The sequence below is a fragment of the Burkholderia sp. L-4 genome, assembly GCF_056856535.1.
Genome location: NZ_JBXEOX010000003.1, coordinates 550,060 through 576,124, shown reverse-complemented (window position 1 = coordinate 576,124; position 26,065 = coordinate 550,060). Strand labels below are relative to the sequence as shown.

General features: G+C 66.1%; 28 protein-coding genes and 1 pseudogene. 17 read left to right on the top strand and 12 right to left on the bottom strand.

The features are described from left to right. The first annotated feature begins 35 nt into the window (after window positions 1-35). The 5 genes from benC (at window position 36) to AC1VVG_RS33075 (ending at window position 3,367) form a co-directional block, all read left to right on the top strand. Entirely contained in the window at window positions 36-1,058 is a 1,023-nt protein-coding gene (benC, locus tag AC1VVG_RS33095) for a benzoate 1,2-dioxygenase electron transfer component BenC (protein ID WP_482837518.1), read from the top strand. After that, window positions 1,055-1,831, top strand: coding sequence for a benzoate diol dehydrogenase BenD (gene benD / locus AC1VVG_RS33090; RefSeq protein ID WP_482837517.1), 777 nt, complete (start codon window positions 1,055-1,057; stop codon window positions 1,829-1,831). The genes benC and benD overlap by 4 nt, the downstream gene beginning before the upstream one ends. 85 nt (window positions 1,832-1,916) lie before the next feature. After that, window positions 1,917-2,315, top strand: coding sequence for a RidA family protein (locus AC1VVG_RS33085; protein WP_049030437.1), 399 nt, complete (start codon window positions 1,917-1,919; stop codon window positions 2,313-2,315). Between the two features lie 149 nt (window positions 2,316-2,464). Beyond that, a complete protein-coding gene (locus tag AC1VVG_RS33080) occupies window positions 2,465-2,962 on the top strand; it encodes a low affinity iron permease family protein (protein WP_049030435.1) in 498 nt (165 codons plus the stop codon). 18 nt (window positions 2,963-2,980) lie between these two features. Beyond that, entirely contained in the window at window positions 2,981-3,367 is a 387-nt protein-coding gene (locus AC1VVG_RS33075) for a hypothetical protein (RefSeq protein WP_376698768.1), read from the top strand. On the opposite strand, the gene AC1VVG_RS33070 is transcribed toward AC1VVG_RS33075, so the two are convergent. Further along, window positions 3,345-4,055, bottom strand: coding sequence for a response regulator (locus AC1VVG_RS33070; RefSeq protein ID WP_059561100.1), 711 nt, complete (start codon window positions 4,053-4,055; stop codon window positions 3,345-3,347). The genes AC1VVG_RS33075 and AC1VVG_RS33070 overlap by 23 nt on opposite strands. Before the next feature lie 600 nt (window positions 4,056-4,655). Between AC1VVG_RS33070 and AC1VVG_RS33065 the strand changes: the two genes are divergently transcribed. Next, a complete protein-coding gene (locus AC1VVG_RS33065) occupies window positions 4,656-4,877 on the top strand; it encodes a hypothetical protein (RefSeq protein ID WP_034190039.1) in 222 nt (73 codons plus the stop codon). Window positions 4,878-4,908: 31 nt separating this feature from the next. On the opposite strand, the gene AC1VVG_RS33060 is transcribed toward AC1VVG_RS33065, so the two are convergent. The 3 genes from AC1VVG_RS33060 to AC1VVG_RS33050 all read right to left on the bottom strand — a co-directional run bounded on the left by AC1VVG_RS33060 (window position 4,909) and on the right by AC1VVG_RS33050 (window position 6,219). After that, window positions 4,909-5,448, bottom strand: coding sequence for a GNAT family N-acetyltransferase (locus AC1VVG_RS33060; RefSeq protein ID WP_482837516.1), 540 nt, complete (start codon window positions 5,446-5,448; stop codon window positions 4,909-4,911). Between the two features lie 220 nt (window positions 5,449-5,668). Continuing rightward, window positions 5,669-5,890: a hypothetical protein gene (locus AC1VVG_RS33055; RefSeq protein ID WP_034190041.1), complete on the bottom strand. Its 222-nt coding sequence runs from the start codon at window positions 5,888-5,890 to the stop codon at window positions 5,669-5,671. 65 nt (window positions 5,891-5,955) lie between these two features. Next, on the bottom strand, window positions 5,956-6,219 hold the full coding sequence (locus tag AC1VVG_RS33050; protein WP_034190042.1) for an HPr family phosphocarrier protein: 264 nt from the start codon (window positions 6,217-6,219) through the stop codon (window positions 5,956-5,958). A gap of 334 nt (window positions 6,220-6,553) precedes the next feature. Here AC1VVG_RS33050 and AC1VVG_RS33045 point away from each other — a divergent pair, with 334 nt between their 5' ends. Continuing rightward, window positions 6,554-6,892, top strand: coding sequence for a zinc ribbon domain-containing protein YjdM (locus AC1VVG_RS33045; RefSeq protein WP_367190720.1), 339 nt, complete (start codon window positions 6,554-6,556; stop codon window positions 6,890-6,892). A gap of 41 nt (window positions 6,893-6,933) precedes the next feature. Next, on the top strand, window positions 6,934-7,770 hold the full coding sequence (locus tag AC1VVG_RS33040; RefSeq protein ID WP_482837515.1) for a class I SAM-dependent methyltransferase: 837 nt from the start codon (window positions 6,934-6,936) through the stop codon (window positions 7,768-7,770). A gap of 44 nt (window positions 7,771-7,814) precedes the next feature. Here AC1VVG_RS33040 and AC1VVG_RS33035 read toward each other — a convergent pair whose 3' ends face one another. Beyond that, on the bottom strand, window positions 7,815-8,000 hold the full coding sequence (locus tag AC1VVG_RS33035) for a ribbon-helix-helix protein, CopG family (RefSeq protein ID WP_034190045.1): 186 nt from the start codon (window positions 7,998-8,000) through the stop codon (window positions 7,815-7,817). Window positions 8,001-8,086: 86 nt separating this feature from the next. Then, on the bottom strand, window positions 8,087-8,845 hold the full coding sequence (locus AC1VVG_RS33030) for a YoaK family protein (protein ID WP_034190046.1): 759 nt from the start codon (window positions 8,843-8,845) through the stop codon (window positions 8,087-8,089). A gap of 241 nt (window positions 8,846-9,086) precedes the next feature. Here AC1VVG_RS33030 and AC1VVG_RS33025 point away from each other — a divergent pair, with 241 nt between their 5' ends. Beyond that, complete coding sequence (locus AC1VVG_RS33025) at window positions 9,087-9,437, top strand: hypothetical protein (RefSeq protein ID WP_034190047.1); 351 nt, start codon at window positions 9,087-9,089, stop codon at window positions 9,435-9,437. Then, window positions 9,434-9,646 carry a twin transmembrane helix small protein gene (locus tag AC1VVG_RS33020; RefSeq protein ID WP_006489184.1) on the top strand — a complete coding sequence of 71 codons (213 nt, stop codon included), beginning with the start codon at window positions 9,434-9,436 and terminating at the stop codon, window positions 9,644-9,646. Before AC1VVG_RS33025 ends, AC1VVG_RS33020 begins: the two co-directional genes overlap by 4 nt. 185 nt (window positions 9,647-9,831) lie before the next feature. Here the strand turns inward: AC1VVG_RS33020 and AC1VVG_RS33015 are convergent, their stop codons facing one another. Continuing rightward, a complete protein-coding gene (locus AC1VVG_RS33015) occupies window positions 9,832-10,752 on the bottom strand; it encodes an AraC family transcriptional regulator (protein WP_482837514.1) in 921 nt (306 codons plus the stop codon). A gap of 139 nt (window positions 10,753-10,891) precedes the next feature. Between AC1VVG_RS33015 and AC1VVG_RS33010 the strand changes: the two are divergent. Next, a pseudogene (locus AC1VVG_RS33010) lies at window positions 10,892-11,856 on the top strand (SDR family NAD(P)-dependent oxidoreductase). Between the two features lie 321 nt (window positions 11,857-12,177). Next, a complete protein-coding gene (locus AC1VVG_RS33005) occupies window positions 12,178-13,395 on the top strand; it encodes an acyl-CoA dehydrogenase family protein (protein ID WP_482837513.1) in 1,218 nt (405 codons plus the stop codon). 30 nt (window positions 13,396-13,425) lie between these two features. Here AC1VVG_RS33005 and AC1VVG_RS33000 read toward each other — a convergent pair whose 3' ends face one another. Beyond that, window positions 13,426-14,613 carry an LLM class flavin-dependent oxidoreductase gene (locus tag AC1VVG_RS33000; RefSeq protein WP_482837512.1) on the bottom strand — a complete coding sequence of 396 codons (1,188 nt, stop codon included), beginning with the start codon at window positions 14,611-14,613 and terminating at the stop codon, window positions 13,426-13,428. A gap of 179 nt (window positions 14,614-14,792) precedes the next feature. Further along, a complete protein-coding gene (locus tag AC1VVG_RS32995) occupies window positions 14,793-15,977 on the bottom strand; it encodes a porin (RefSeq protein ID WP_034190051.1) in 1,185 nt (394 codons plus the stop codon). Between the two features lie 491 nt (window positions 15,978-16,468). On the opposite strand from AC1VVG_RS32995, the gene AC1VVG_RS32990 reads away from it, so the two are divergent. Beyond that, a complete protein-coding gene (locus AC1VVG_RS32990) occupies window positions 16,469-16,813 on the top strand; it encodes a DUF3088 domain-containing protein (protein WP_049029151.1) in 345 nt (114 codons plus the stop codon). Window positions 16,814-16,855: 42 nt separating this feature from the next. Further along, window positions 16,856-17,854, top strand: a complete 999-nt coding sequence (locus tag AC1VVG_RS32985) for an ABC transporter substrate-binding protein (protein ID WP_482837511.1) — start codon at window positions 16,856-16,858, stop codon at window positions 17,852-17,854. Window positions 17,855-17,910: 56 nt separating this feature from the next. On the opposite strand, the gene AC1VVG_RS32980 is transcribed toward AC1VVG_RS32985, so the two are convergent. Further along, the gene (locus AC1VVG_RS32980) at window positions 17,911-18,387 is read right to left on the bottom strand and encodes a hypothetical protein (protein ID WP_367190728.1); all 477 of its coding nucleotides are present in this window, start codon (window positions 18,385-18,387) and stop codon (window positions 17,911-17,913) included. 309 nt (window positions 18,388-18,696) lie between these two features. Here AC1VVG_RS32980 and AC1VVG_RS32975 point away from each other — a divergent pair, with 309 nt between their 5' ends. Then, the gene (locus AC1VVG_RS32975; protein WP_482837510.1) at window positions 18,697-19,971 is read left to right on the top strand and encodes a hypothetical protein; all 1,275 of its coding nucleotides are present in this window, start codon (window positions 18,697-18,699) and stop codon (window positions 19,969-19,971) included. A gap of 51 nt (window positions 19,972-20,022) precedes the next feature. On the opposite strand, the gene AC1VVG_RS32970 is transcribed toward AC1VVG_RS32975, so the two are convergent. Together AC1VVG_RS32970 and AC1VVG_RS32965 are read right to left on the bottom strand one after the other, a co-directional pair. Then, window positions 20,023-20,865 carry a hypothetical protein gene (locus AC1VVG_RS32970; RefSeq protein ID WP_482837509.1) on the bottom strand — a complete coding sequence of 281 codons (843 nt, stop codon included), beginning with the start codon at window positions 20,863-20,865 and terminating at the stop codon, window positions 20,023-20,025. Window positions 20,866-21,276: 411 nt separating this feature from the next. Further along, window positions 21,277-22,974: a M4 family metallopeptidase gene (locus tag AC1VVG_RS32965; protein WP_473375722.1), complete on the bottom strand. Its 1,698-nt coding sequence runs from the start codon at window positions 22,972-22,974 to the stop codon at window positions 21,277-21,279. 1,402 nt (window positions 22,975-24,376) lie between these two features. Here AC1VVG_RS32965 and AC1VVG_RS32960 point away from each other — a divergent pair. Both AC1VVG_RS32960 and AC1VVG_RS32955 read left to right on the top strand, forming a co-directional pair. Beyond that, a complete protein-coding gene (locus tag AC1VVG_RS32960) occupies window positions 24,377-24,619 on the top strand; it encodes a hypothetical protein (protein ID WP_034190058.1) in 243 nt (80 codons plus the stop codon). A 164-nt stretch (window positions 24,620-24,783) separates the two neighbouring features. Next, window positions 24,784-26,055, top strand: a complete 1,272-nt coding sequence (locus tag AC1VVG_RS32955) for an HlyD family secretion protein (protein WP_034190059.1) — start codon at window positions 24,784-24,786, stop codon at window positions 26,053-26,055. Window positions 26,056-26,065: the final 10 nt, after the last annotated feature.

The following is a 26,065-nucleotide window of genomic DNA, read 5'->3' as shown; positions in this document are numbered from 1 at the left end:
GTCGTTTTGTGATGAAAGGAAGTGGAGGCGACACCATGTCCAGCTACACGATTGCACTGAACTTCGAGGACGGGGTAACCCGCTTCATCGATTGCAAGGCCGGCGAGAAGGTTCTCGATGCGGCCTTCCGCGCGAAGATCAACCTGCCGATGGATTGCTCCGACGGCGTGTGCGGCACCTGCAAGTGCCGCGCCGAAAGCGGCCGCTACGACCTCGGCGACGATTACATCGATGACGCGCTCACCGAAGACGAGAAGGACGACGGCCTCGTGCTGACGTGCCAGATGGTGCCGCAAAGCGATTGCGTGATCGCGGTGCCGACCTCGTCGGTCGCGTGCAAGACCGGCCAGAGCGGCTTTGCCGCGACGGTCACGAAGGTCGAGCAGCACAACGACGCGGCCGTCGTGCTCGAGCTCGACGTCGGCGCGGCCGCGCCAGTGTTCCTGCCGGGCCAGTACGTGAACATCGACGTGCCCGCGAGCGGCCAGCACCGCTCCTATTCGTTCTCGTCGGCGCCGGCCGATGCGAAGGTCAGCTTCCTGATCAAGAAGATTCCCGGCGGCGTGATGAGCACGTGGCTCGAATCGGCGCGGCCGGGCGACACGCTGCAATTGCACGGCCCGCTCGGCAGTTTCTACCTGCGCGACGTCGCGCGGCCGCTGCTGTTCCTCGCCGGCGGCACCGGCCTCGCGCCGTTCCTGTCGATGCTCGAGGTGCTGGCGCGCGGCGGCTCGCGGCAGAAGGTGCACCTGATCTACGGCGTGACGCGCGATCTCGATCTCGTGCTGGTCGACGCGATCGAGGCCTATGCGGCGAAGCTGCCGAACTTCAGCTTCGCGACGGTCGTCGCGGATGCCGCGTCGGACCATCCGCGCAAGGGCTGGGTCACGCAGCACATTCCGGCCGATGCACTGAACGACGGCGATGTCGACGTGTATCTGTGCGGGCCGCCGCCGATGGTCGACGCGGTGCGCCAGTACTTCGACGACGAAGGCGTGAAGCCGAACAGCTTCCACTACGAGAAGTTCACGCCCAACGTCACGGCAAAGGCGGCATGATCATGCAACGATTCTCCGGCAAGGTCGTCGTCGTCACCGGCGCGGCGCAGGGTATCGGGCGAGGCGTCGCGCTGCGCGCGGCGGCCGAGGGCGGCAGGGTGCTGTTCGTCGATCGCGCGGATTTCGTCGCCGAGGTGGCGGCCGAGGCGAGCGGCGGCGACACGGCAGGCTGCGTCGCCGATCTCGAAACCTACGAAGGCGCGCGGGCGGCGATCGCGTGCGCGGTGCGGACGTTCGGCGGCATCGACATCCTGATCAACGGCGTCGGCGGCGCGATTCGCATGCGCCCGTTCGCCGAATTCGAGCCGGCGCAGATCGACGCGGAAATCCGCCGCTCGCTGATGCCGACGCTCTATACCTGTCACGCCGTGCTGCCGCCCCTGATCGCGCGCGGCGGCGGCACGATCGTCAACGTCTCGTCGAACGCGACCCGCGGGATTCGCCGCGTGCCGTACTCGGCGGCGAAGGGCGGCGTCAATGCGCTGACGTCGGCGCTCGCGATGGAGTACGCGGCGCACAACATCCGTGTCGTGGCCACCGCGCCGGGCGGCACGCATGCACCGCCGCGTCGCGTGCCGCGCAATGCGGCCGGCGACAGCGCGCAGGAGCAGGCGTGGATGGCCGAGGCCGTGCGGCAGGTGACCGAGTCGACATACTTCAAGCGCTATGGCAGCCTCGACGAGCAGATCGCGCCGATCCTGTTCCTCGCGTCCGACGAGGCGAGCTACATCACCGGCACGGTGCTGCCGGTCGCGGGCGGCGATACGGGTTGAGCGGGGTGCCGCTGGACTTCGTCCATCGACCGCTTTCATCGACAACCAGACGGCCGGCGCGATGCCGCCGGCCACGGAGACCTCCATGCGTGATCGCAAAGCCATCGTTCCGGCGGGAATGGAAGCGGTGTACGAGAAAATCGGCTACGCGCCGGGCCTGCAGGTCGGCGACACGCTGTACGTGTCCGGCCAGATCGGCCGCGACGCGGCGATGCAACCGGTCGACGGCCGCGAGGCGCAGATCGTGCAGGCGTTCGAGAACCTGCGGCTCGTGCTCGAGGCGGCCGGCGCATCGTTCGGCGACGTGGTCGACCTGACGACGTTCCATACCGACATGCGCGACTTGCCGCTGTTCATGCAGGTGCGCGACCGGTATTTGCACGCCGATCCGAAACCGGCATGGACGGCGGTCGGCGCGCACATGCTGGGCGGCTCGCCCGGCTACATCGTCGAGATCAAGGCGGTGGCGGTGTTGCGGGACTGAGCGCGGCGTCGTCGCGTGCGGGACGGCACCTGCCGGGCACACGAAATGCTCGCTCGGCGATGGCGCTCGCATGCGGGCCGCGCCGCAGCCGCGCGCTCGCGGCCCGTGCCTGCTCGCGCCATGACCGACAGTCTTGTCCGGGAGGCGCCATGCGCGAATCGAACGAATCATCACGAGCAAGTGTGCATGCGGGCGGCGCAGCCGCGGCCGACCGGCGGGTGGTACCGGCCAGACATCCCGTCACGCGTGCCTTCGAACGTTTCGCGTCGCACGTGACCTTGTGGGCCGGTTCGCCGATCGCGTTCGGCAGTGCAGTCGCCGTGACTGCGCTGTGGCTCGCCAGCGGGCCGGTGTTTCATTTTTCGGACACGTGGCAGCTCGTCATCAATACCGGGACGACGATCATCACGTTCCTGATGGTGTTCCTGCTGCAACGCAACCAGAACCGCGACAGCGTTGCGCTGCACCTGAAGCTCGACGAACTCGTCGCCGTGACGCGTGCGGCAAACGACCAGCTGATCGGGATCGAGGACGCGTCGGAGGACGAGCTGCGCGAGCTTGCGCGGAACTATCTCGAACTGGCGAAGCGGGTCGCCGGCCGCGACGGTGCCGGCGGGCGGCCCGAAACGCGCCCGGAAGAGTCGTGACCGGCGAGAAGGCTCGCGTTGCCGTCGACGACGTCGGGTATCCGCTTTTTCAAGCGTTTGTCATTTCGTCCCCGTCGGGGCCGGACGATCCGTCTGGCGGCGCGGACCGTGGAAGGCGGTTACTGGACCGTATCGAGTGGAGGCGTGCCGACGACCGCGCGCGAGCCCCCCGACGCGACGTCTCCGCATGCGGAGACCGATACGCCCGACGCGCCGGGCATGCAAAGCGGGCTGCAGAGTCTCGCGGTCCTGCTGACGGCGCTGTCGCGCATTCCGACCGAACGGTTCGGCCGCACCGTGTTCACGGCCGCCGATGCGCTGCATGAAGTCGGCGCTTGGAGCCGTCGCAGCACGAACACGTTAGGTTTGCACACGCACCGCGTCACTCCCACGCGTGCTTGCTGAACTGATAACCCTTGGAGCGAATGGTCTTGATCCGTTTAGGCTCGGTCGCGTCGTCGCGCAGTTTGCGGCGCAGCTTCGAGATGCGGCCGTCGATCGAACGATCGAGGCCGTCGAACGCGATGCCGCGCAGCAGCAACGTCAGGTCGGCGCGGCTGACCACTTCGCCGGCGCGGCACGCAAGGGCCCACAGCAGGTCGAATTCGGTCGACGTCAGGCGCGGCACGCTGCCGTCGGGAAGGTGGACGCGGCGATCCGTGCGGTCGATCGAGAGCTTGCCGAACGTGAACCGCTGCGGCGATTCCGGCCCGCGGTCGGCCGGCTGCGGGCGTGCCCGCCGCAACTGCGCCTTGATCCGCGCGAGCAGGATGCGCGGCTCGACCGGCTTGCGGAGAAAGTCGTCGGCGCCCAGTTCCAGGCCGAGCAACTCGTCGAACGGTTCGTCGCGGGCCGTCATCATGATGAGGATGCCGTCGTATTGCGTGCGCGCCGCGCGGCAGATCTCGAAGCCGTCCTTGCCCGGCAGGTTGATGTCGAGCAGCACCAGGTCCGGGCGGCTCGCGATGATCGTCGTCGCCGCGCCCGTGCCGTCGGACAGCGTGTCCACCTGGTAATGATGCTGGCGCAGATAGTCGGCGATCAGCGCGGACAGGGGGACGTCGTCTTCGACGAGCAGGATTCGGATGGGCATCGCGGAACGAGGGGGGAAACGGGAAAGTGGCGAGCGGTCAGGCCCAGTCCGAACGCGGGGTAGCCGACGCGACGTGCATGGTACTGCGCGACATTCCGACGGAATGTGACGAAATCTGATTCGTTCGGTGAGCGTATCGATGGGGGGACCGCCGCTGCCTGGCGAAGCGGCGAATGGCTGTCGGCGTGCAGACGCACGTTTGGCCGAAACGGTCGGCGCGATAGCCGGCGCGGGGCCGGCGAGGATGCGTGATCGGGCATCCTTCAGACGAAAACGTTTGCGGAAAATCCGTTGTTCCCACCGTCGTCTGTATGGGCAAAACCGAGGCCAGGCAAGGTTACTCGACATATCATTACAAAATATTACCAATGTCGCCGAGTATCCGTCCCTACAATTTCGGCACCTGTCGCGCGCGCCGGACGGATCGCGATTCGTTGCAGGTGCGCGGGGCGGGGAGCCGGGTCGCGCCACACGAAATCCACGCGGGGATCATCGCGCCGAAGGCGGCACCGCCGCCTCGAGCCGCGCTTTCCGCGCGGGCACCCGATCCGTTTCCCGTCCGGCAACACGAAGCGGATATTCGCTTCCTTTGGGAATGGCATGAGATTCAGAAAACGCACCAGTTATGTCGATGCAACACGGTGGTTCGCCGACGGCGATCATGACCGGGTGAAGAGCCGTCACGGCGTTTGGGCCATCGCGACGCCGGAAGGCTGGCGCACGGTGAAGCCGGGCGACTGGATCCTGCTCGATGAATGCGGAAACTGCTGGCCGATGGACGACAGTCTTTTCAGGCATTTCTACGAACCGGCAGCGGAGTGAGGCGGCCGCCGGATTAACGCGGTATTCGCGTCTATCGACGCCTGCGCGAGAACAGCAACGAATCGGCGTCGTTGAAGCGGATACGTTCCGGTTCGCCATACCCGGCCTTCTCCGCCACGCGGATCGACGCGACGTTGGTCGGCGCGATCAGGCACACGCTGCGCTCGAAGCGCTGCTGCCCGTCGAGCCACGCCAGCGCGGCCGCGAGCGCCTCGGTCGCATAGCCCTTGCCGTGCGCCCAGCTCGCGAGCGCCCAGCCGGCTTCCGGCACGCCGCGCACCGACGGCTCGATGTTCCGGTGGAAATCCGCGAAGCCGAGATCGCCGACATAGCGCCCTGACGCCTTCTCGCGAATCGCCCAGTAGCCGTAGCCGAGCAGCGGCCACAGCCCGCGATACGCGAGCAGGCGCATCCACGAATCGCGCGGCGCGGACGGCTGGCCGTTGAAGATGTGCGCGACGACCGCCGGCTCGGCCCACATCGCCGCAAGCGCGTCGAAGTCGCCGAGCGGATGGCCTTCGAGGACGAGGCGGGGCGTGTCGAGAACGGGCGGGGAAGAGACCGGCGGCATCGAGGTTTCCGGAACAGGGTTGAACAGAACAACCAGGCCGTCAAGGCGCCGAAATCATATCAAAACCCCTGCGCGGCGGTGGCGGCGTCGCGCAGCCGCTGTTGCCCGATGCAACGGGCAATCCGCATGGCCGCGGGCATCCCCGCCGTGGAACCCCGTGCGGCCGCAACCGGCAATCGGGCTCCTCCCGTGCAAGGCAAGGCCGCTCGCGGGCGGCGGCCTATTTCCGGCTTTTCAGGAAGGTCCGCCCTTCGGCCGTGATCGACGCGCCGGAGCGGCCGTGCACCGGATGACTGACGAAGCCGGCGCTGACGAGCTCCCGCGCGATCGACCAGCCGAGTGCCGGCGCATCGCGTCCGTAGCGGACATCGGCGAGGCGTTCCAGCGCCCAGATGGCGGAGGCGGACAGGTTGGGAGTGTTGGACATGTCGGTATCGCTCATCGCTTCCTCGGGGAGTGGAGATTCGGGGGGCGCGGCGCAATGCCGCGAGACGGGTGGCGCAAGCATCAGCGCGCCTGGAGCAGCGGCAGCAGCGCGTGCAGCGCGGCTTCTTCATCGGGCCCGGTGGCCAGCACCTGGGCCGACGTGCCGCCGTGTACCTGCAGCGACGCGATGGCCGCGCTGTCCTTCGCGTTCCCGCTGAGCCCGTTCGCGATCAGCAGGATGTCGCTTTCGAAGCGGCGCGCTGCGTCGGCGGTTGCGTCGCGGGCGGCGGCACCGCGGTTGCGGTTCCACGCCGAGCCGATCTGAACGTACACAACGGTTGCCACGATGCTGGAAATCCTCCGGACGGGGGCGGGATCGATGTGCGGCGTGCACCGTCGGGCCGGGCTTTCGCGGTTTTCCGCGGGAGCGCGGCGCGCGATCCGGTGCGAACTTGCAGACATCCTCAGTAAAGCTGCCTTCAAGTTCGCTGAATATCGTGAAGTCGAGGATTATAATGCATCGGTCAGAATATGTGTATTGCATTATAATGTCGTGTGCGCCGATGGCGACCTGCCGCGTCCCTGGCAGGCGTGTCCCGGTTGCATGACCGGCCGGGTGCGCAACCTGCCCGCCCGGCATTTTCCTGACCGATCCAACTCCTCCCGAATGGAAGCTGCAATGAACGCCGCCCCCGCCTGCCCGCAATGCGCGATGGAAAACACTTACCCGGACGGCACGCTGACCGTCTGCGCCGACTGCGGCCATGAATGGTCGGCGGGTGCCGAAGTGCTCGACGAACCGGCGGGTGACGTCGTCAAGGATGCGAACGGCAACGTGCTGTCGGACGGCGATTCGGTCGTGCTGATCAAGGATTTGCGCGTGAAGGGCTCGTCGATCACGCTGAAGATGGGTACCAAGGTGAAGAGTATCAGGCTCGTCGGCGGCGATCACGAAGTCGATTGCAAGACCGACATGGGCGGCTTCATGCTGAAGGCCTGCTACCTGAAGAAGGTCTGAGCGCACGTCGCGCCCGGCCGTTTTCGCCCGATTGCCCGCCCATGATCGACGATCCAGCTTCCTACGACGCGTTCGTCAAATTCCTGGCGGCGCCGCTGAACGACGGCCGGCCGTTCGTGCTGGAGACACGGCATGCGCTGTCGCTGCACTTCGATCATTTCGCGACGCAGAGCTTCATGTCGCTGCGCGATCCCGTGCGGCTCGAGCTCGGTTATACGCGCGTGATGATGGGCTTTCTGCTGCTGCAGCCCGAGCCTGCGCACATCTGCATGCTCGGGCTCGGCGGCGGTTCGCTCGCGAAATATTGCTACCGGCACCTGCCCGGTACGGCGATCGACGCGGTCGAGATCAATCCGGACGTGATCGCGCTGCGCGACATATTCAGGATTCCCGCCGATGATGCACGGTTCTCGGTGATATGCGCCGACGGCGCGGATCATGTGAACCGGGCGGACGTCCGGACGGACGTGATCCTGCACGACGCGTTCGTCGCCGACGGCACGCCGGGCCGGTGTACCGGCGCGGCCTTCCTCGACGCGTGCCGCGCGCGCCTGGGCGACACCGGCGTGCTGGCGATCAACTTGATGGACGACGATCCGGCGCTGCCGCGGCATCTCGAGCACCTGCGAACGGTGTTCGGCGCGTCGTATACGCTGGTGCCGTGCGGCGACGACAACAACTTCGTCGCGTTCGCATGGAAGCACGACACCCGGCTGCCGTCGTTGCGGATCCTGCTCGAACGCGCGCTCGCGTGCGAGCAGGCCGGCACGCTGAAGCTGGCGGCCACGGCGAGGCGCATGAAGGCAGGGGAGAACGTCGATCCGCGGCGGCTGACGCGGCGCGCGCAAGCGCGCGGGCGATGGGAAATCGGCGCATGACCGGCGTGTGACCGCCGTCGCGGGCGCGGCCGGTGTGGCCGCGCTTACTTCACGCGCTTGCCGAGCGCGCTCTTGGTCTTGTACGTGACGCCGTGCCGGTCGAGATAGTCGCGGATCAGTTGCCGCACGACTTGCGACGGCGTGAGATCCTGCTCCGCGCAGAGCATTTCGAAGGCTTCCTTCTTCGCGGGGTCGATCAGGACGGTCAGGCGGGCGGTTTTCGTTTCCATGACGGGTCGAGCGTGGTCGGTATGTTAATCAAATTATAATCGATCCGACTTCGGTGCCGCCGCCGGAACGAGGGCCTCGGGGCCGATCAGCGGCTACCGCGGAGCAGCGCGAGCAGATCGTCGATCACGGGAACGATCGCGAGCATCACGAGCACCGCGGCGAGCGGCACCGTCGATACGTAGCCGACATGCTTGAAGCCGATCGCGCCGGCCAGCCCGCCGACGAAGAACGACGTGAGCATCATCGCGTGAATCCTCAGTTTCGAACGGTTGGCGATCACCGCATGCGCGTCGACGTCGATGGCCGACCGGTTCCAGTAGAACAGCTTCCCGAGTTCGATGCCGAGATCGGTCACGATGCCCGTCATGTGCGTCGTGCGGATCTCAGCGCCCGAGAGCTTCGTGATCGTCGCGTTCTGCAGCCCCATGATGAAGCACAGCAACGTCACGGTCACGGGCACGAAGAAGGTTTCCCACAGCGCGAGGTGGCTGCCGAGCAGCCCGAACAGGAGCAGCAACGCGGCCTCGACCAGCAGCGGCAGCACGAACTGGCTATGCAGCCCGCGGCGGCGCCCCCAGTTGACGAGGATCGCCGAGCAACTGGCGCCGAACAGGAACGACCCCAGCGAACTGATGCCGGCCAGGGCCAGCCGGACGTCGCCGAGCGCCGTCTGGTCGGCGATCGCGGACACGATGCCGCTCATGTGCGACGTGTACTGCTTGACCGCGAGAAAGCCGCCGGCATTGGCCGCGCCGGCGACGAAGGCCAGCGAAAACCCGAGCTGACGGTTCGCGGTCGCGCTGCGGTGTTTTCCGGTCAGGTTTCGAAAGTACTGCGCTGGCATAAGGGTTTCGCTCAATCGCCGCGGATCGCGGGCACGGACGGGAAAGCCGGCGCCGGGCGGCAGGGTGGGCACGCTGCCTGCGCCGGAGACCGGGTCTGTCGAATCATGTGATGAACATGATAATGTCATTATCATACTCTGTTAGCCGGATGGGGCTTTCAGTACAATATGCCCGGTACGACCGGCCTGTGGCTTCGCTGCCGCGCGGCCCGCGTTTGCGATTCCTTCGACCCACCGCTTCATGACCCCGATCAAGTTCATCCTTCGCTACACGGCGATCCCGTTCACGGCCATCGTGGCCGTGGTGCTCTGGACTGTCATACCATCGTCGAAAGAGATCGATGCGAGACAATATGCGGCGCTGTCGCGCGCCTACGCGAGTTTCCCGCTGCCGTTCCGGCGCGAGATCTCGGAAGCCATGGATCACGGCCGGCTCAACGACCGGCGCTACCAGGCGCTCGTGCGCGATTCGCTGGGCAACGGGGTCGCGCTGGACTGGCCCGCGTCAGGCGTCGGCGGCATCGCCGACGAACGGAATAAACTGGCCGAACTGATTCAGGCCGATTCGGATCTTCAAAGGCAACAGCAATGAAAACCCTGCTGGTTTCTGTGGCATTCGCGATGATCATCGCGAGCTTGATCTTCGCGCTGTATTTCATGAATCACGATCGCGGCAAATCCAAGCGGATGGCGTGGTCGCTCGCGGCCCGCGTCGGGCTGTCGGTCACGCTGTTTCTGTCGCTGCTGATCGCGTACAAGCTCGGCTGGATCGAGCCGACCGGATTGCCGATCGGACGTTGAGCGGGGCGCCTCGCGGCATGCGGGGCGTTCTCGTAAATGCGAGTTTGGTTATCTAATCATGGTGTTGTGATAAGAATACTTATCCTGACGTCGTTGATGTAAATGAATCCCGTTGGCGGAAGTGCCGCTTCGGCTGTGCCGCCGAGGCCATTCGCGGGCGCCAACAGACGCAGAGGCGACCGGCGCTAGCGGCCCGACCCGTCGGCCGGACCATGCCGATACGCGCGCGGCGAACAACCCACGATGCGCTTGAATGCGTGTCCGAACGCGCTGTCCGAGTCATAGCCGAGCCGCTGCGCGATCGCCGATATCGAGACGTTCGAACGTCGCAGCTCCCGCATCGCAAGTTGTATCCGCCAGCGCAGCACGTATTCGAGCGGCCCGAATCCCAGCCGTCGCTTGAAGTGCAGCGCGAACGTCGAGCGCGACACGTGGCAGCAGGCCGCGAGTGCGTCGACGCTCCAGCGTCGCGCCGGCTCTGCGTGAATGGCGGCCAGCGCCGCGCTCACCCGCGAATCCGCGAACCCCGCAAGCCACCCGACATCGCCGTTCGCACCGTCGTCCACATAGCGCCGCAGGATCTGCACCAGCATCATGTGTCCGAGATGCCGGACCATCAGCGACCCGCCTGGCGACGACGCACCGAATTCCTGCGCGAGTTGCTGCAGCGCCCAGCGCAGCACCGCCGCCTGTTCGGAGCCGCCGTTCACGACGACGACGGGCGGCAGGCTGCCGAGCAGCAGCGGCATGCCTTCTTCGTACACGAAGCGGCCACCGATCAGAAAGCAATCCGCCGGCTCGCCAAAGTGCGCGATACCGCGTTCGACATTCCGATAGACGTCGGCGGCCGGCACCGGGGCGAGCGCGGGATCGCTCGCCAGCGAAAACGCGCGCGGCGAAGCGAGCAGGAAACAGTCCCCCGGGCGCAGCCGGACAGGCGGCCCCGCTCCGTCGACGGTCAGCCAGCAGCTTCCTTCGACCACCGCGTTGAACTTGACCCCGTCGGGCGGCGGAATCGCGACTGCCCACGCACCGCCGGCGCGCAGACCGGTGAAAAACGAATCGCGCGTTTCCAGCAGCGACAGCACTTCCGACAGCGGATCCATGCGCAACTCCCGGACGATCTCGACGAAAAACCGGATTCTATTGCATTCACAGTCCGGGTGCGTGCCCCGAGAATGGGCTCGTGCGGTGACGTGACCGGCGGGCGGCCGCGTGCCGTGCGTATCATTCCTGGAGCCTTCAATGACGAGCAGGCAACACCCCCTTCATTCCGGATTCGGCGCCGCGTCGACGGCGAGCGATGTATTGGCCGGTCTCGACCTTCGAGGCAAAACCGCCATCGTCACAGGCGGCCATTCGGGTCTCGGCCTCGAGACCACGTGCGCACTGGCGCAGGCCGGCGCGCAGGTCATCGTCGGCGCGCGGAGCGCCGATGCCGCGCGCGACGCGACGCGCGGGATGGCCGGCGTCGAGAGCGCGGCACTCGACCTCGCCGATCTCGCGAGCGTGGCCGCATTCGCCGCGCGGTTCGTCGACGCGCGGCGCGACGTGCATATCGTCATCAACAGTGCGGGCGTGATGGCGTGCCCCGAGACGCGCGTCGGCGACGCCTGGGAAGCGCAGATCGCCGTCAATCATCTCGGCCACTATGCGCTGGTCAACCGGCTGTGGCCCGCGCTCGCGCATGGGCACGGCGCCCGCGTGGTCGCGGTGTCGTCGCTCGGGCACCGGCTTTCGCCGATCCGCTGGGATGACGTTCAGTTTGCGCACGGCTACGACAAATGGCTCGCGTACGCGCAGTCGAAGACCGCCAATGCGCTGTTCGCGGTGCAACTCGACGCGCTCGGCGCCCGGTTTGGCGTCCGCGCCTACTCGTTGCATCCGGGCAAGATCGCGACGTCGCTGCAACGTCATCTCACCCGCGAGGAGATGATGGCGCAGGGCTGGGTGGACGAGCACGGCGTGCCGATCGACCCGACTTTCAAACGCCGGCGCAGGGCGCGGCGACGCAGGTGTGGGCCGCAACGTCGCCGCGCCTCGCCGAAATCGGCGGCGTTTACTGCGAGGATTGCGACATCGCGGTGGTGACGCGCGGCAACGAGGAGTCGGGCGTGCGACCGCACGCGATCGATCGGGAGGACGCTGAACGTCTGTGGGGGTGGTCCGCTGCGTTGACGGGTGTCGACGCCTTCGCGCCACGCCGCTGACGCCGGAGCGAGCGCCGGGAACCGCTCGGGCCCGGGCCGGGTTGGCGAGTCGGCGCACGGGTTCTGCTGGAACGGCGCGGCGGGCTGAGCGTTGTCTCTGCGCGCCGCGAGCGGATGGTTTCGTGCGCGGGCATCATCGTGACCGTGCGTCGCAGGCCCATCCGGCGCCGACACGGCAGCCATGCGCGACCATTCCCGGCGCACGCATAACAAAAGCTGAAATCGGCTTTTCACGTGCGCGGGACGCGTCCCTATACTTTGCGATGCCGCGATCGCACTTCGCCGCGACGCACCCGATCACCTCCCACAAGGATTTTCCCGATGACTGCCCGTGATGCCGTCGATCCACGCGACGCGTTGCGCGACGCGCTCGCCACGCTGGCCGATCTCGCGAACGCGATCGGCCAGGATGCCGCGCAACGCGAGGCACGCCGCGAACTGCCGTTCGAGGGTTTCGCGATCTTTCGGCGCTCGGCACTGGGCGCGCTGCGGATTCCGGTGGCACGCGGCGGCCTCGGCGGCACGCTGGTCGATCTGTTCGATACGATCGCGACGCTGGCCGCCGCCGATTCGAATCTCGCGCACGCCTTGCGCATTCACTACGACCAGACCGAGACGCTGCGGCTGTCGCCGCGCACACCGTTCAACGACGTGCAGCTCGAACGCGTGCTGGCCGGCGCGATCTTCGGCGGCGCGTCGACCGAGCTCGGCACGTCGCGGCCGGGCGAAAACACGACCGTGTTGCGCCGGGACGGCGATCACCATCGGGTCACGGGACGAAAATACTATTCGACGGGCACCGCGTTTGCCGATTTCGCGCGCATCAACGTGGAAAACGAGCAGGGCGACGCGCTGGCCGTGATCATTCCCGTCGCGCGCGACGGGGTGCAGGTGCTCGACGACTGGGACGGGATGGGGCAGCGCATGACGGCGAGCGGCAGCCTGCTGCTCGACAACGTGCAGGTGTTCGCGGACGAAGTGACCGCGCGCGACGGGTCGACGCTCGTCGGCCGCCATTGCGGCGCGCTGCGGCAGCTGCATCTCGTCGCGACGGCGGCGGGCATCGTGCGCAACGTGGTGGCCGATGCACGTCGCTACGTGCTCGTGCACGGACGCCCGGCGCTGCACAGCCCGGCGCCCACCGCGCACGACGACCATTTCGTCCAGCAGGTCGTCGGCGAGCTGTCCGCGCACAGCCACGCGATCGACGCGCTCGTGCGCGAAAACGCGCGGGCGCTCGATCGCTCCGCCGACGCGATCGAAGCGGGCGACGCCGACGCGCATGCGCACGTGCTCGACAGCGCGCTCGCGACCGCGCGCACGCAGCTGATCGTCAGCAAGCTCGCGCTGCATGCGGCCGAGCGGCTGTTCGAAGTCGGCGGCGCGTCGGCGACGGCGCGCGCGCACAACTTCGACCGGCACTGGCGCAACCTGCGCACGATCTTCAGTCACAACCCGCTGCTGCACAAGGCACGCGTGATCGGCGACTACGAACTGAACGGCGTGACGACGCACCTGACCGAAGGGCGCGTGTTCTGATCGCACCAGGCCGGCTGCCGCGGCCGGACGTCAGCGCCGCAAGCCGGCTTCGCGCAGCAACGGCAGCACGCGTTCGCCGAAGAAGTCGAGGTCGGGCTTGAAGTCGTAGAAGCTCAGCTGGATACCGTCGATGCCGGCGCGGTGCAGCCGCACGATGGTGTCGGCGACTTCGTCGGGCGAGCCGGTGATCGAGATGTTGCCGCCGATCGCACGCGCGGCCGTCTGCGAACGCTGGTCGAAGCCGCCGCGCCACGCATGCGCGTCGCTGTCGAAACGGTGAAAGCTGCCTTCGTCCGCGTGCGCGACGATCGCGTCGCGGTACGCGCGCGCTTGCGCCGCCGTCTCGCGGCAGATCACGAGCGGATTGAGCAGCGTGCGGATCGTCCGGCCGCGTGCGGCAGCGGCCGCCTTCACGCGGGCAGTATGCGCGGGCAGCGCGTCGATCGCCCGTTCGGCGTCGGGGCCGGCCGGGCTCGTGACGAACACGATGTCCGAATAGCGCGCCGCGAATTCGATGCCGGCGTCGGAGCCCGTTGCGTTGATCAGCAACGGGCGGCCGTAACGCGGCTTCGGCGTCACGAATGCGCCGCCCAGGCGCCAGTTCGACAGTGCCGGCGTATAACTGAAGTTGTCCGGTTGCGCCCACAACTGCTGGACCGCATCGAGGAATTCCGCGGCCATCTCGTAGCGTCGGTCGTGCTCGATCCGGTTCCAGCCGAACATCTCGTGTTCGATCGCGCGATGACCCGTCACGACGTTGATGCCCCAGCGCCCGCGCGAGATGTGATCGAGCGTCGCGGTGAATTTCGCGAAATGCAGCGGATGCCACGGCCCGTAGAGCACGTGGGTCGTCGCGACGAGGATGATCCGCTCGGTGCGCGCGGTCAGCGCGGCCAGCGTCATGAACGAGTCGAGCGCCTGGCCGTCGAACACGCCGCCGTAGCCGCCTTTCGGCAGCCACTGCGACAGTGCGAACACCAGATCGAAGCCGAGTGCCTCGGCGCGCGCGACCAGATCGGCGTTGTAGTCGAAGGTCCAGTCGGTGGAACGCGGCAAGGTCGACGCGCTCCATCCGCCGGCCTGGATCGGCAGGAACAGCCCGAGCATCAGCGGCTGCGCGAGCGCTCGCGACACGGGGCTGTCGGGGAAATCCGCCGGTGAACGGACGTCGACGAACGGCGACGGCGCGAGCGGGGCGGCAAGGGAGGTGTCGCTCATGGCTTGCTCCTGGCGAGGGTGGCGCGCGCCGGGCAACGGCGACGGGCGCGACGCCCGTCCGGTTCGGCGTTCACGCAGGCGGCCTCGCGCGGCGAAACGCACATTCTCGGCAACCGGGCACGGCGCGGCAAACAACGAATCCCGCTTTGCTTATCGCGCCGCCCCCGATACGCGTGCCGTCAGAACTTCACGCGCAGCCCGCTGACGAACGCGAGCTGCCGGTTCGTCGACGACGCGCTGCCGATGTTCGAGATCGCGGCGATCTTGCGATAGCCGCCCGACGTGGCCGTGCTCGCATCGCCGGCCGCGAGCTGGTAGATGCCCGATACGTAGATGTCGGTGCGCTTCGACAGCGCATAGTCGAACCCGAGCGTGAACTGGTGCCAGCGCGGCTTCAGCGTCTGGCCGCCGGTGCCCGGCAGGCCGCTCGCGCGCCCGTCGGTGAACGTATAGACGCCGATCAGCGTGGCGGCCGGCGTGATCTGGTAGCGCGCGTTCACGTCGTAGTTGTTGAACTTGCGCGACGAGCCGTCGACATAGTCGAGTTGCGTGTGGCTCCAGGCGAAGCCGACCGTCGCGCGGCCGAGCGCGTAGTTCGCGCCCAGCGCCCCGATCTGCTGCTTGAGCACACCGCCGTTCAGCCCGTAGAAGAATGCACCGCTGTAGTCGTTGCCGGTGGTCGAGGTTGCGCCGCCCACCGCGCCGCTTGTGTTCGACGTCGCGTTCGGGTGATTGAACCGCACGTAGCCGCCGCCGACCGACAGCGGGCCGTTCACGTAGTTCGCCGATGCACCCCAGGCGTTGTTGTTCGAGAAACCCGTGCCCGCTCCGCCGTTCGCCTGGTTGCTGAATGCATAGAGCAGGTCGGCCGTGAAGCCGGCGATCGTGTCGCTGCGGAACTTCACCGCGTTGTTCAGCCGGAAGCTCTGGTTCAGGTTGTCGTTGTCGCCCACGTGGGTGGCCGGCGACCAGAAGCCGGCGCCCGAGTACTGCGCGACGAGGTCGGTGATCGGCTCGTACTGGCGGCCGAACGTCAGCGTGCCGAGGCCCGACTTGGCGAGACCCACGTACGCGGAGCGGCCGAACAGACGGCCGCCCTGGCCGAGGCCGCCGTCGCTCGGCCGGAACCCGCTTTCGAGCGTGAAGACCGCCTGCAGGCCGCCGCCGAGATCTTCCGCGCCTTTCAGGCCCCAGCGGCTGCCGCTCAGCTTGCCGCTCGTCTGCTGGATGTTGCTCGCGCCGCCCTGGTTGTTCGTATACGCGATGCCGGCGTCGACGACGCCGTACAACGTCACCGAGCTCTGCGCATACGCACTGACCGAACCGATCGAAACCAAACCCAGTACTACCGATTTTTTGATCATCGCTATCCTCTGTTTTTTATGGGTACGTCCGTGAGGATCACGATGCTATTGACGACGGCCGCGCCGACGAACGGTCGATCCGTGGTTTGTAAATCGTCGCGCGGCCGATTTGTAATGTGCAGGGTCGCCGGCCCGGCATGTCCGTCGTGATCGCGTCCGGCGTGCATGCTGCGGCGAACACATCGCCTGGACCGCATACGGCGGGCAGCGGCAACCCATGCGCGATGTCATATCGATCGATGAAATCGTTCGATATCCGCAATATATGCAGACCCGACCGCGATGTTTTTATGCAACGCCGCGCTAGGCGGCGTAGCACCGATGCGCTATGCGGTCCCGCATATCGATTCCGCAAAACGTTGGTAGGGCCGCACGACGCGTGACGGTAGAGTCGGGCATCCGGTCGCGGGCCGGCATGCGCCGGGAATCGACGCGCACACGGGTGCATGCGTCCCGGCCGGGTGGATCAACGAACATGGGAGCCGATTGACATGAGTCGCGATGTACTGTTTCTGCTGGAACCGGGCTTTGCCGATCCGAAGCATCCGGGCCAACGCTTCGTCTGTCCGCATGGACTGTCGATCGAAGGACTGCTGGCGAGCGCGCCCGATCGTGCCGGCCGCCTCGACGTGAAACGCGTCGGGTTCGAGCGGCCGCGGGCCGCGGTGATCGACGCGCTCGACGATACCCATCAGGGCCTGCCGGTCCTCGTGCTCGGCCGCGACCAGCCGGCGCCGGACGACGCGCAGACGCTCGGCGACGTGCGCTTCGTCACCGACGCGCGCCGCATTCTCGAGCTGCTGGCCGAGCGCCACGGATTTCCGGCGCTGCATTGACACGCCGGTTCCGGCAACCCATTCAATCGACAGGAGCACCCGATGTCGTCAATCTCGGCGTCACGCCGCCGCCTGCTGCTCGCCGGCGCCGCGGTAGTGGCGGCACCCCTGGCCGCGAGGTCCGTGTTCGCGGCGCCGGCCGTCAACACCGATCTCGCCGGCACGACGTTGCGCGTCGCGACCTACAAGGGCGGCTGGCGCGCACTGCTGCAGGCTGCCGGGCTCGGCGACACGCCGTACCGGATCGACTGGCGCGAGCTGAACAACGGCGTGCTGCATATCGAGGCGCTCAATGCCGATGCGCTCGATATCGGTTCGGGCAGCGAAATCCCCGCGGTGTTCGCCGCGCGCCAGAAAGCCGACGTGCGGTTCATTTCGCGGGTGCGCGAAGACCTGAACAACCAGGTCACGCTCGCGCGCAAGGACACGCCGATCCGCAGCATCGCGGCGCTGAAGGGCAAGCGCGTCGGCTATGTGCGTGCGACGACGTCGCACTATTTTCTGTATCGTCAGCTGACGGAGGCCGGCCTCGGTTTCGACGACATCCAGCCGATCAACCTGTCGCCGACCGACGGTTTGTCGGCGTACGATCGCGGCGACATCGACGCGTGGGCGATCTACGGCTACAACGGCCAGCTCGCGCGCAATCGCTACGGCGCGCGCGTGCTGAAGACGGGGAAGGGCTATCTGTCGGGAAATTTTCCGGTGTACGCGAATTCCCGGGTGCTCGACGATGCGCGCCGGCGCGCGGCCACCGCCGATCTGCTGCTGCGGTTCCGGCACGCGTATGCGTGGGCGAACGGGCGCTTCCGCGACTATGCGCTCGCGCAGAACCGCGAGACGCGCGTGCCGGTTGCCGATCTCGTCGCGATGTTCGACCAGCGCAGCGAAGACTTCGCGCTACTGCCGGTGACGCCCGACGTGGTCGCGCAGCATCAACAGGTCGCCGATGTGTTTACCCGGATCGGCGTACTCGACGGGCCGGCCAACGTCGCACCGTTGTGGGATACGTCGTTCAATTCGGTGGTTGCGGCGGGGTGACGCGCCGCTGCCGGGCGCTGCTCATGTGAACGGGCGATGCGACGGGCCCGGCGGAATCAGGAGAACGTCGTCGCGACCATGATGCCGAATACCAGCCCGATCGCGATCCCGCTGAGCCGGCCGTAAATCGACGCGCGAACATTGTCGTCGAGCACGAACGGCGAGCGCTTGTGCTTCCAGATCGTGCTCAGCGCCACCGGGCGGGTGAGCAGCGCGATGCATGCGATCAGCACGGGCGTGGCGATGAGCATCGCGATGCGCTGCCCGTTCCAGTCGACGCCGTGCATGGCAAGCGAAACCAGCGCGGCGAGCGGCACCTCGACGCACAGGCCGAGCAACGAGCCGCTGACGAATGAATCTCCCGGGGACTGGAACATGATCGGTCCTGGCGTTCGAATGAAATCGGCAACGCGGTCGAGCTGCCGAGGGAAAACTCCACGGCCGGCGCCCGCGGCCGGTCGACCGTGGGCGGCATCGGCGAGGATGACGGCCGGATGGTAAGGCAAATTGCCGGCCGGTTGTCGGTCATTCAAGCTATTTAACAAATGCCCGGCGCCGCAGCATTTTCATCCTGCATCGGGCGCCGGCGCGATCGTGATCGTCGGGCAATCGGGCCGGGTACGACGCACCGGCGTGCGTCTTCAGGAATCCGTCGTTCTTCATTACAATCGGACATCGCTTGTCGAGCGAACGGATGTGTCGATACGAAGCTGCTGAAATGGATTCACCGCGATATCGTATGACGATAACGAATATTCGATTGCTGCCCGGCAACCGGTCTCGCGCGCAAGAACCTGCAGCCGGACTGACTCGATACGCGCCACCTTTTCGCCACCACACGCATGAACACGTCCGATAACAACGAGACCAGCCGCCGCCATCTCGTCGCCTTCGCGATCGACGACAACCGGCAAGCCTGGTACGAGATGGTCATTCCGTTCATCGTCTCGCTGCGCGCGACGGACTACCGCGGGCGCATCGGCGTCATCGGCTACGGCTTGTCCGCCGACAAGCAGCAGCGGCTGCGCGATAACGGTATCGAAGTCTATGCCGGGGCAGGCGTCGGCGACCTTTCGTGGGATCGCTACATCTCCGCGGCCGCGGTCTTCGACGCCGATCCGGAACTGCAGACGCTCGCGCTCTACGACGCCGATATCTGGTTCCCGGGGCCGCGATTCGATATCTTCGACGTCGCGACCGATGACGATCTGCTGCACGTCGCGCCCGATGCCCACTTCTGCGCGTTCGTGATGTCGCCGATCATCGGCGAGCGGCGGGACGCGCTGGTTCGTCAGTGCGTCCAGGACGTACTCGATCGGGTCGGGCATCCGTTGCAGGCGGGGCTCGTCGTGGGCGGCCGAGCGCCGTGGGCGCGGTTTGCGCAGTATGTCCGCGAGCAGGCTGGACGCATCGGCCTGGACTTCGCCGGGATCCACGGGCTCGATACGACGTTCCTGCATCTGTGGGGCGGGCTGGGGCAGGTTCGCCTCGTCGGCTGCGAACAGAATTTCGTCACGAAATGGGGGCTTCACGAGCGGCACGATTTCGATGCCGTGCAAATCCTGCTCGAGCATCAGGGCAAGCCGATCCGCGGCCTGCACATGACGGGCGACGTGCGCTTCCTCAATCACTGGCGATATCTGTCTCGCGATGCCGAGCAGGCGATCGCGCTCGGCCAGGCGTTCGCGTTGCCGCCCGAACCCGGCATGCGGGAACAGCCGGCCGCCCTCGACGCGCTTCCGTTCGAACGCCTGGCCGCCAACGGGCTGGCGCTCGTGGCCGCGCACGAGGACGTGCTGCCGGATGTCCCGCGTCTCGCCGCGGGAGCGTCGTTCCGGCACCCGCAGGGCAGTGCGCTCAATGCATGGGCGGCGCACACGGTCGAATTCGAGGTGACGCGCGAACGGACGGTGCTGGACATCGGGCTGTCGCACCTGAGCGGCCAGCCGTCGGCGCCCCGGGCGCATGTGGCGCGCAACGGCGAAAGCGTCTCGCTGCAGGCGCCGTACAAGATCAGCGTCTCGACGCAACCGGGCGACCGCATCGTGTTGAGCGCGCTCACGTTGCCGGGGCAGGCATGCCATACCGCGTGGGATATCGTCGTGCGACACGCGTGATGCCGCGGCTGCCGGGCATGCAGTAGGCCGATACGTGCCGGCGCGGATGCGTCAGGCGGCGAAGATCCGGCGCTGGTAGTCGAGGATCAGGCGATCGATGTCCTGCGCGACGCGCGGCGGCTCGCTTTTCGGTTCGAGCCAGAGCCATCGCATCATCCGGTAGCGCGCCTCGACGCACATCAGCCAGGCGTCCCAGTCCGACCAGTGGCGCAGCAGCGGGATATTGCGAATGTCCCGCAATCCGTCGCGGATCTCGTACACGTGGAAATGCTGGCTCGCGCGCTGGCTCAATTCGTCGAATGCGCGGGCGGCCTGCTCCGGGTCGGACAGCAGGAAATCGTGGATCTCGATGATCACGTGGCTGCCGGAGAGCTGTTCCAGCAGCGTGTCGTCGAACAGGTCGAATTCCGCGCCTTCGATATCGCACAAGATGACGCGTTCGGCCGGCGCGCCGCCGTGCTCCGACAGGATCGCCGGCAGGTCGCGATCGGCCTTGCCGTAGACCGCGACGCGATCCGCCAGCCCCATCTCCGCGGCGCGGTGCTGGATGGCCTGGCGGCGCTGCTCGTCCATCTCGAAGCACAGGCTGCGGGCAAAGACGTTGTTCCGGACCAGGCCGATGCCGAAGATCCCGTCGGCGGCCCCGAGATCGACCAGCACCTTGTCGGGTGACCCGAGCGCCTCGAGGATCGCGCAGACGGCAATTTCATAGGTGCCGAGCAGGTAGCCGCCGACCGCGACTTCCGCCCAGTGACTGAAGCCGATCGGAAACCCGCGAAGGATGCCGTACTGGACGATCGAGCCGGTCTGCTCGCGCAGCAACTGCGACAGATAGTGCAGGCGAAGATTCGCGGCCTGGATCGAGCTTTGGCTGAAGTACTGCGCGTGGTCCATTTTTTCGTTCTCGCTGGGTGAGGAAGCACGTCGGAGCATGCGGCGATGGCCGGACGGGCGTCTTCCGCGGAGGCGAGCGCGTCGTCCTGCTCGGACGAGAATATAGCGCGTTGCCGGCGTATCGCCAGCATGGCATGAACCCGGACGATGCCGGGCGGCGGGCCGGCGGGGCAGCGCAATGGGTTGAACGAACGTGTCGTCTGCTTGGGCGGATGCTTCGGTCACGGTGCCGCGTCGACGCCTCTGCAATGATCCGCCGATCAACCGCCCGAGAATCGCAGGCGGTTGACCGGCAACGGTCCCCGTCGTTCGCGTGAACGTCGCGTGACCGCGTCCGGCCAGCCTTCGATGCGAAGGACCGAAGGACGGCTGCGCGATCGCCCGACGTTCGACGGGTTCACGCACGCACCGTCAATTCACCCCGACCGCGCTCCAGGCCCGCGCGACCGTTGCGCTTTCGGCCGAGTTCGCGCCATACAGGTCGTTCGCCGCCTGGATCGACGCCCGTCGCGCGTTCGGGTAGCTCGAGTTGGCGTTCAGGTACACGGTCAGCGTGCGGTACCAGATCTTGCCGGCCTTCTCGCGGCCGAGGCCGCTGAAGGTCGTGTCGCCGTTGCAGACCAGTTGCGCCTTCGACAGGCCGGTGTCGGTCGACGGCACCGACGGGCCTTCCGACAGCAGGTAGAAGAAGCGGTTGCCGACGCCCGACGTGAAGTGCGGATCGTGGCGCGGATTCGACCACGAGAAGCCGCCGGACGGGTAACAGCTGAACGACCGGCCGTCGAGATCCTGCTTGTACATCTTGCGCAGGCCGCCGCTCACCACGCGCGCGCCGATCACGTAGTTGCCGGGATCGTTCGGGTTGTTCGCGTAGTACTTCACGAGCGTGCCGAAAATGTCGGACGTCGATTCGTTCAGGCCGCCCGCGTCACCCGAATAGTTCAGGTTGGCGGTGGCTTCGGTCACGCCGTGACTCATCTCGTGCCCGGCGACGTCGACTGAAACGACCGGTTTCGGCAGGCGAGTGCCCGGATCGCCGTCGCCATACACCATCACGTGCGACGACAGCCAGGCCGCGTTCGCGCCGGTCGTGCCGCTGCCGGTGTTGAAGACCACGTGAGCGTAGCTTTTCACGCCGCGGCCGTCGTTGAAGATGCCGTTGCGGTTGTGCGTGGTCTTGTAGTAGTCCCACGTCAACGCGAGCCCGTAGTCGATGTCCGCGGCGACCGTCTGCCGGTCGGTCGTCGTGTTGTTGCCCCACACGTTCGTGCTGCTCGTGAAGATCGGCAGGTCGGTCGCTTGCTCGACATCGTCCGAGCTCAGCCCACGGCCGTCGTAGACCGATCCGCTGCCGCGGCCCGGATCGAGCATCCGGTACGCGTTCGTGCCGGTCTGGTCCGTGGTGAGCGTCAGGTTGCCGTAGTACAGCGAGCGGCCGGTGCCGGTCGCGGCGGCGGTCTTGATCAGGTCTTGCGCGTCGAGCACGGTGCCGGTGCGTGCGTCGACGTAGTACAGCACCGCATCGCCGTGCGCTTCGGTGGCCTTGCCGTATACGCGCACCGCGTAGGCCAGAGCCGGCGCGACGTCGCGCGCGAACACGACGAGTTCCGCGTCATCGACACGGCGTACGTCCGAGTTGAAACGCGCGGCCGCGATGCGCGTGGCCCTGGACGCGCCGACATCGGGTGCGTTGCGTACCACCGCGCGGTTTCCGACCTTGCCGATCGTGGCGGCGAGATTGATCGGCGCGGGCTGAGTCAGGCTCGCTTGCTTCAACTGCCCGTTGCGCGAATGGACGACAACGTCGCCGCCTATCACGGGCAGGCCCGCGTGGAAGCGGTCGAAGCGCACGTGCTCGGTGCCGTCGGGATCGACGATCACGTCGCGTACCTGGAACTGATCGCCGTCCGCCGGCGCGTTCGCCTGCGGCCCCGCGAACTTCAACGTGCGTGCCGTGCCGCCGGTGGCGAGGCTGAAGGCGGACGGGTTCTGCTGGATCAGTTGCAGCGCTTTGTCGACCGCGGCCGACGGGTCGCCGGCCTGGGCAAAAGCGCTGAGACTCGCGACGGTAATCGCGGTGACGGGCAGCAGTCGAGACAGTTTCTTCATGTAATTCCCCAGATTATGAATGGGTTTGTTCGAGGAATGAATCAAGTGAAGACTTCCATACAAGACATGTCGCGAACAGCAGAGGCATGCTAGAGGGTGGTTTTTATAATTACAAGATATTTCCGGTTGGATTAAATTTTCATATCGCTATCGTTAATCAAGTCATGATTTGGTGATGGATTTGAAATGATCTTGTCGGCTTCATCGGAGGCCTCGCCGGCATTGCATCGGCGGTGGATGACTGCGAGGCGTCTCGTGACGCTCAGCGCGGCGCGGGACGCGGCTCGACGTGGGTCGGGAGGAATGAGCGAAGTGGAGCGGATTGAAAGCGGCCGCAGAAACTTGATTTATTAAACGTCGGTTTTGATTGTTTTCATTTGGTACTGAATTTGCGAGCATGAATAATGATTGAGATATTTCAGTTTTTTGATGTAGAAGACTTTGAATCCACGTTGAGATTTGGGAGGACGCCCGCTACGTAGCGAAATTTTGAACGTGAGGCCGTCAGATATTTTGATGCCGTGTTGATCGTGACCCGATGGCGGGTAATCCCGGTCGTGCAAGCTGCTGCCGGACTGATCGTGTGACGGATATCGAGGCCGGCGACAGGCTTGCCGGGACCGGCCCAAACATAGCCGCTGCCGGTGGCTGCTTCGTCGAAGCGGGCGGCGCACCGCCGCGGGCGCGGGTGGCCGGGTTTATCCGGCCGACGGCTCGATGCTTGCAAGGGAGCGACGGATCGACCGTGGAGACACGAGCTTTCCAGAATCAACTGAGGGCATTCAATCGCAGCAGGCAAGCTCGGAATTATCAATAAAAAAGAGCAAATATCCGCAAAATATCGGGTTTGCCCGATGGTGCGGTATCGTACAAAGAGCGCCGGCAAAGTGACGGATCATTGGCCCGTCGGATTCAGTGCTGTAAAAAAAACTGAGGTGAAATCTGATGTCGACGCGCCATTCAATGACATTTCGTTGATTAGGTGAGCGGCATTTAGCGCGCGATTATTCTCGGTCGATCCTCGGTCGGGCAGTCGTTCTCGTTGAAATTTCGTACTCCATGACGTGCGGGTGCCGCAGCATCCATGCGCGGGGGCACCTGTACGTCCGTTACTCGACGTCTTTCAGACGGATGCCGGACGGGACGAGGAGTGCTCGCATAGCGCCGATGAATTACCGTCCGGTTGCCGATTACGGTGAAAGGTCGACCGATTGATCTCGGCCGCCGGGATTTTATGCGCCGTTTGAGCAGGATTGATGCAAGGGTTTAATTCGGATTGATCGATATGTCGCGTCGTTCGAAAGTTTAAATCTATTTAACGTGTTGATCTGCGTCGCAATCGCGGCGTTGTTCGATGCCCCGCTAGATGGATTATCTAGCAATTTGAAACTGGAGAAATGCAATGCAAGAACTGAATCAACAGGAAATCGCACAAGTTTCCGGCGGCTACTACAGCGGCCCGGGCATCCCGTCGGCGTTGGGCAACATCATCGAATGGGGCGGCAGCACCGCGGAGAGCATCGGCAATGCGCTGACGTTCGGCATCTTCGCCGCACCGGTCAAGCAGGCATACAACATCGGCGAGACGATCACGACCGCCGCGGTGAACCTGCTGGACGGCCTGTTCGGCGGCCCGCAGTACTGAGTTGCCTGCATTGAGGCGACGCGGTAGCGGCCGCGTCTCCCGATGATGGAACTGACGATCCGGTATGCACGGGTCTTCCATGTATACCGGATCGCTTTTGCCTGTTCCGACGCGTGGAAGCGGAATGGACGCCGATACCGATATTGGGCGACACGTTGGTGAAAATGGAGTTCGGTCTTTTTCGTTCTGAAGCGGCACAGGCTCGGCGCATGCGGGTGCTGGGCGACATCGTGCTCGTGCACCCTCTGTCCATGACGCTGCTGACGGTCGCCGCGATGGTCATGGCCACCTGCGTGGTGCTGTTCTTCACGTTCGGTACGTATACGCGGCGCACGACGGTCTCCGGTGTAGTGATGCCGGATGCGGGCCTGGTCAAGGTCTATGCATTGCAGCCGGGCATCGTCGTCGAGCGCGACGTGAAGGAAGGGCAGCGCGTGACGCGCGGGCAGACGCTCTACACGGTGTCGACCGACTTGCAAAGCGCGGCGCAAGGTGCGACGCAGGCCGCGTTGATCGCGCAGGCGCGGCAGCGCAAGGCATCCCTGCTCGCGGAAATGGACAAGACCCGCAGCCTGCAGCAGGACGAGCGCGACACGCTGCGCGCGAAGATCGCCAACCTGAAAGGCGCGCTCGCGCAAATCGACGACCAACTCGCGGCCCAGCGGCTGCGCACGTCGATCGCGGCCGACGGCGCCACGCGCTATCGCCGCCTGCTCGCGCAGGATTACATCTCGAAGGACCAGGCGCAGCAGCGCGAGGCCGACCTGCTCGACCAGCAGTCGAAGCTGAACGGGTTGCTGCGCGACCGTGCATCGACGCTTCAGTCGCTCACCGAGGCGAGCAACGAACTGTCGGGGCTCGGCTTCAAGCAGCAGAACCAGCTCGCGCAGATCGACCGCAACGTGATCGACGTCGACCAGAACCTGATCGAAAGCGAGGCGAAGCGCCGGATCGTCGTCACCGCGCCGGAGGCGGGCATCGTCACGGCCGCGATCGCGGACGTCGGCCAGTCGGTCGATACGTCGCGGCCGCTCGCGAGTGTCGTGCCGGGCGGCGCGCGCTGGCAGGCGCACCTGTTCGTGCCGAGCACGGCGATCGGCTTCGTGCGGGCCGGCGAGCCGGTGCTGGTCCGCTATCAGGCATTCCCCTATCAGAAATTCGGCCAGTACGGGGCCACGGTCGTGTCGATCGCGCGCACGGCGCTGTCGGCGGCCGAACTCGCGAACGACGGCGGCCCGGCGGCGACCCCGGGCGAGGGGCGCGACGCGACGTTCTACCGTGTGATCGTCGCGCTCGACGCCCAGCACGTCACCGCATACGGCGCGCAGCAGCCGCTGCAGGCCGGCATGACGTTGCAGGCGGACATCCTGCAGGAACGCCGGCGCCTGTACGAATGGGTGCTCGAGCCGCTTTACAGCCTGACCGGCAAACTCTGACGGGCGCACG